Genomic DNA, 4717 nt, shown 5'->3' with positions numbered 1-4717 from the left:
CTGTCTCTTTATAAGTTGCTTTTGTATATACATTACATATATTAAAAGAGACGGCGTGGTGATAGACTGGGATGAAAGCAAGAACCTTCAGCTCAAACTTCAGCGAGGAGTAGGTTTTGAAGATGTGGTTATAGCTATTAACGAAGGTCGGATACTTGACATACTTGAACACCCTAATAAGGAGAAATATGAAGGGCAGAAACTTCTGATAGTGGAAATAGGCGGATATGCTTACGTGGTTCCCTTTGAGAAGAGGGAAGGAGTTATCAGGTTGATTACTATATTCCCGAGCAGGAAGATGACTAAAAAGTACTTAGGAGGTAAGTGATGAAGGAGCTGAACAAGTTTGAAAGGCAGATAGAAGAAGAGCTTGAAAAGGGAGAATGGGTAAGGGCAAAGGATTATGAGGTATTGAGGAAGGAGCTTGAAGCCGGGGCTAAGGCTGTCATGAAGAAGAAGCCTGTAAGCATACGCTTAAGCGAGAGAGACCTGATGCTCCTGAAGAGAAAGAGTCTTGAGACAGGTGTACCTTACCAGACCCTTATAGCTACTCTCATTCGGCAGTATGTAGAAGGAAAAATTAAGCTGGAGCTTTGAGAGATGGATTGGCTGATAGACACATACCTTGAGGAACTCAGGAAGATAAGAGACCCCAAGACGGTAGAGACCAAAGAGCACCTTCTTAAACACCTTACCGTTTACACCGACTACCTTATGGACCTTGACAGGAGGGAGCTGATAAGGTTCTACGAGCACCTTCAGAGCAAAGGTCTCAAAGAGTCCACCATCAGGGAAATACTCAAGGCGGTAATGCAGTTCTACAGATGGCTCAGGCAGAGATGCTACTCGGTAGAATTTGACTCTCAGGCTCTTGAGGATATTTACAGGTCAAAGAGAAAGCAGGAAAGGAAAAAGAAGAAGTATTACTCGGACGAGGAGCTTGAGACCATACTCTCAGCCATCAGAGGAGCTCTTGAGGGTTTTGAACCCAAACACCCTATCTACTACCTTCTTACAATATTCCTTGTGTCTTCGGGTCTTAGGCTTTCGGAAGCCCTGAGCATGAAGAAGAAGAACATCAGGGTAAAGAAGGTCCTCACTTCCGAAGGAGAGGAGAAGGAAATATGGATGGCTGAGGTAAGAGAAGGAAAGTTCGGCAAAGAGAGGGAAGCTCTCATATACTTTTTCAGACCCGAGTGGAAGACCCTCTGGGAGAAGTGGCTCTCTCAGCTACAACCCGATGACTACATTTTTACCTACACGATAAAGTATCCCAAGTCCACCAAGACGCTCGTTCTTAAGCAGGACACAGCGAAAAGGTTTTTCTGGGAGCTTGAAAAGAGACTAAAGGAGAAGGGGTTTGAGATAGAGGTCAATGCTCACAGGTTCAGGAACACCTACATCACAAAGCTGGCAACAAAGGGATTTCCCGTAAACCTGATAGCGGATTGGGTAGGGCATTCAAAAATCTCAACTACGATGGACGTTTACATGGAAGCGGAGAAAGAGAAAGCTCTCGAAACAATAATTGACAGATTATGAAGGGCTCATCTTGACGCTGTCCCGGATGGAACACGCTATTTCGTTTTCTTGTCTTTTTTGTAAGAAGTTATAAATTAATTCTTACCATGGTGGCAGTATCCAAACTTTCATCGAAAGGTCAAATTGTTATTCCGAAAGAGGTCAGGAGGGCAATAGGTCTTGATTCCGGAGACCTGCTCCTGGTGAGTGTTGAGGGGGACAGAATAATTCTCAGAAAGATTGAAAGCATAGACAAATTCAGGGGTGTCCTAAAGGAGCTTGTTTCTGATAGAGAAATAGAAGAAGGTTTTGAGGAGGCGGTGGCGCGGGGTGAGTTTTAAAGGAACGCTTGACACAAACGTAATCCTGAGATTCCTGCTTAAAGACCACAGTAATCACGCAAAGACCGCAGAGGAGATAATCAAGCAGGCACGGGAAGAAGGAAAGATCTTCTTTGTTCCTCTTACAGTGGTATCCGAACTCGTGTTTGTCCTGAGCAGGGTTTACAAACTTGACAGGGATACAATTGCCCGAATTATTGCAAGCCTTCGCACTCTCCCTGCTGAGGTTGAGAAAGAGGAGGTTGTATTTCAGGCTCTGGAACTATACCGCAGGGGAATGAAATTCTCGGATGCTCTGATCTACTGTCAGGCGGTAGCAGAGCAAAGAACACCTCTTTACACTTTTGACAGAGAGTATCCCTTAGCGTGGACAAATATCTCTTGAATAGAAATCTGTCCACACCTCGGGTTTGGGACTATCACCCAGAACCCTCAAAAAGTAAGGATTCTGAGTGAGTAAGTCCCGTGCCTTACTCCGAAGGCACTTATACCGCTCAGAAGACAGGTTTCTTAAAAACTTCTCTACCTGCCTCCTGAGAGCTTGTTCCTTACCACAGCGTAAACGGTCCCACCCCTCAAGGAAACGTTCCTTGAGGTTCCGTGAACCGTTCACGTCTGCGTGGAGCTTTCTCCCACAAACCTTGCACTCAAACTCATCCCTACTCTCCCTGTTTTCCTTGTCCACATACCCGCATTCTGTACAGCTCTGAGAACTGTAAGCGGGAGGAACTTCCACCACCTTTATCCCGTGCTCCTCTTCAAGTTCCTTCAGCTTCCTCCTTATCTCCCCAAATCCGAACCTCACAAGAACCCTCTTTACGCTCTTGGGAAACCTGTTTATCACTCCCTTCAAAAACCCTCTCAGGTTCTCAACCACTATCACCTCAGGTGTGTAAAGCTTCAGCACCCTGTTTAAAACCCTTCTTATCTCGTTCTTCACGTAAGCCCTCAGCTTTTCCTGAAGTATCCTGTATCTTCTACTTTTTGAAGGTTTTATCCCCTGCCTCCTTAAGTTCCTCTCAAGCTTGTCTATCTTCCTCGCATACTCTTCCACCTTCCTGTAGAATTCCCTCCCCATAAGGTCTCCTCTATCGGTTGCAAAAAGAACGTTCATACCAAAGTCAAGAGCTATAACACCCCTACCCCTGTATTCTTTGCGAGAAATCTCCTTAACAAGTCTCAACTTTATACCTTCTTCCACCTCCGTTATCTGAACCATCTGGGTAAGACAGCCTTCCCTTTCCTCAAAATACTCATGGAGAGAAACGGGAACGTAAACAGGCTTTCCCTTCTCAAGGGTGGAGACCCTTATCCACAGATCAAAACTATCCGCTTTCTTCGGTTCCTCCACAAGAGCACACTTTGAGTCAAGTATGAGCTGAATATTCTTAAAGCGAGGTCTTTTCCACCTTTTGAGAATGTGCTTGAAGACCTTTTTAGCAAGGTGTCTCTCTTCCTCTGTTATCTCAAGCTCTTCCTTTATAACTTCTCTATCCTTAATTTCAATCCATACAGCTTTATCGCTCTTTCTATGGAGAATTTCTTTTCTTGAGCACAGATACAGAAGAACCTTTTTGGACTTTTCAGGGAGGTTAGAGTTTATGACTATCTCCTTAAACCTGCTGAGAACGTTTGAGATAAAGCTCTCAAGAGCGGGAACTACAACGTGATACTGAACCGTGTATTTGTATCTTTCCGAGAGGTCGCTCTCTATGTGTCTTATGTTAGCTTTCCTTCTAAAAGATCCTTCTCTGAAGAAGATGTGCCACTGGTAGCCTGCAATCTTTCTTGCGGTTTTCCTCACGTGAGGGAAGAGAGCTTTTATCTTCTGAACTTTACCCTTATTTGCAAAGTGCTTGACCTCAATTGCTCTGAAGGGCATCGGAGAGTTCCTCCTTGAGTTTCTTTGCCTTCTCCCTCCCGCGTCTGAGACCGTAGAGTCTTGCGCTGAAGGAGTAGATGATGGAGATAAAGTCGTGAATGAGATCTGCCCTGTCATCCTCGCTCTGATTTACAACCTCCACCTTCACGCCCCTCAGCTCAAGCAGTTCCTTCAAGTAATTGAAACCGAACCTCGTTAATCTGTCCTTGTGCTCCACAAGTAGTATGTCATAATCATCTCTCTTGAGAATCTCAAGGAGCTTTCTTCTTTTATCGTTTACTCCTGAACCTATTTCCTTTACCACCTTAAGTATCTGATAGCCTCTTGAAGTAGCGTAATCTCTGAGTCTTTCTACCTGCCTTTCAAGATTATCCTTGCTCTGTCTGTCGGATACCCTTGCATAGATTATGCATCTGTTCCCCCTTTCTTTTTTCTCATCTTCTTCAACTATTATCGTTCCCGTAGGCATCTGATAACCTTTGATATATCCCTTTTTGAACCATCTCCATGCTGTTTTGTAGCTTACTCCTTTCTTCTTTGCCCATTCTGAGAGCTTCACAGTCTATAATTTACCCTGTAAGAGAATAGATGTCAATATTTCTTAGGACTAGTCGCGAAGACGATTTCGAAGGTTTTGAAGAAATAGTTCTGCTGAGTTAGAGCCCCTTTACCCAAAAAGTTGAGGAAGTGGATAGTTTAATGTGTTATTTATTTTCAGGAGCTATCAAGATCGGTAAATGTTTGCTTTGTCCAACAAAGTAGCAACCGCTAACCGGCAGGTAGTTGTATACCAAACTCAAAATTTAATTGAGAACAATTCTCATAGTATGAAGAGATTTGATGGTCTATCAATAACTTACGTCTTATTATTAGACACAGCATATCTAAAGGGCACAGCAGATAACACAGCATAAAATAGGGACCCATGAGCAGGGACTGGAGCAGGTATAACGAATGCAGGTGTGTTTTTGGA

At 44.0% G+C, this 4717-nt stretch carries 7 protein-coding genes; 5 read left to right on the top strand and 2 right to left on the bottom strand.

Features of this window, described 5'->3' with window-relative positions; genetic code table 11:
* From ACWB1W_RS06150 to ACWB1W_RS06130, 5 genes are all read left to right on the top strand, one after another.
* Positions 1-328 (top strand): BrnT family toxin (locus ACWB1W_RS06150; RefSeq protein ID WP_479370502.1); only part of this gene is annotated, 328 nt, incomplete at its 5' end.
* Positions 328-597, top strand: coding sequence for a hypothetical protein (locus ACWB1W_RS06145; RefSeq protein ID WP_479370501.1), 270 nt, complete (start codon positions 328-330; stop codon positions 595-597). The genes ACWB1W_RS06150 and ACWB1W_RS06145, both read left to right, overlap by 1 nt.
* A 3-nt stretch (positions 598-600) precedes the next feature.
* Complete coding sequence (locus ACWB1W_RS06140) at positions 601-1542, top strand: tyrosine-type recombinase/integrase (RefSeq protein ID WP_479370500.1); 942 nt, start codon at positions 601-603, stop codon at positions 1540-1542.
* An 86-nt stretch (positions 1543-1628) separates the two neighbouring features.
* Positions 1629-1862 carry an AbrB/MazE/SpoVT family DNA-binding domain-containing protein gene (locus tag ACWB1W_RS06135; RefSeq protein WP_479370499.1) on the top strand — a complete coding sequence of 78 codons (234 nt, stop codon included), beginning with the start codon at positions 1629-1631 and terminating at the stop codon, positions 1860-1862.
* On the top strand, positions 1852-2247 hold the full coding sequence (locus ACWB1W_RS06130) for a PIN domain-containing protein (protein ID WP_479370498.1): 396 nt from the start codon (positions 1852-1854) through the stop codon (positions 2245-2247). Before ACWB1W_RS06135 ends, ACWB1W_RS06130 begins: the two co-directional genes overlap by 11 nt.
* On the opposite strand, the gene ACWB1W_RS06125 is transcribed toward ACWB1W_RS06130, so the two are convergent.
* Positions 2224-3744, bottom strand: coding sequence for an RNA-guided endonuclease InsQ/TnpB family protein (locus tag ACWB1W_RS06125; protein ID WP_479370497.1), 1521 nt, complete (start codon positions 3742-3744; stop codon positions 2224-2226). The genes ACWB1W_RS06130 and ACWB1W_RS06125 overlap by 24 nt on opposite strands.
* Entirely contained in the window at positions 3725-4303 is a 579-nt protein-coding gene (locus ACWB1W_RS06120) for an IS607 family transposase (protein ID WP_479370496.1), read from the bottom strand. The genes ACWB1W_RS06125 and ACWB1W_RS06120 overlap by 20 nt, the downstream gene beginning before the upstream one ends.
* Positions 4304-4717 lie beyond the last annotated feature (414 nt).

The organism is Aquifex sp., from assembly GCF_056494385.1.
Note: the sequence above shows the minus strand (reverse complement) of the source record. Positions and strands in the feature narration are given on the sequence as shown.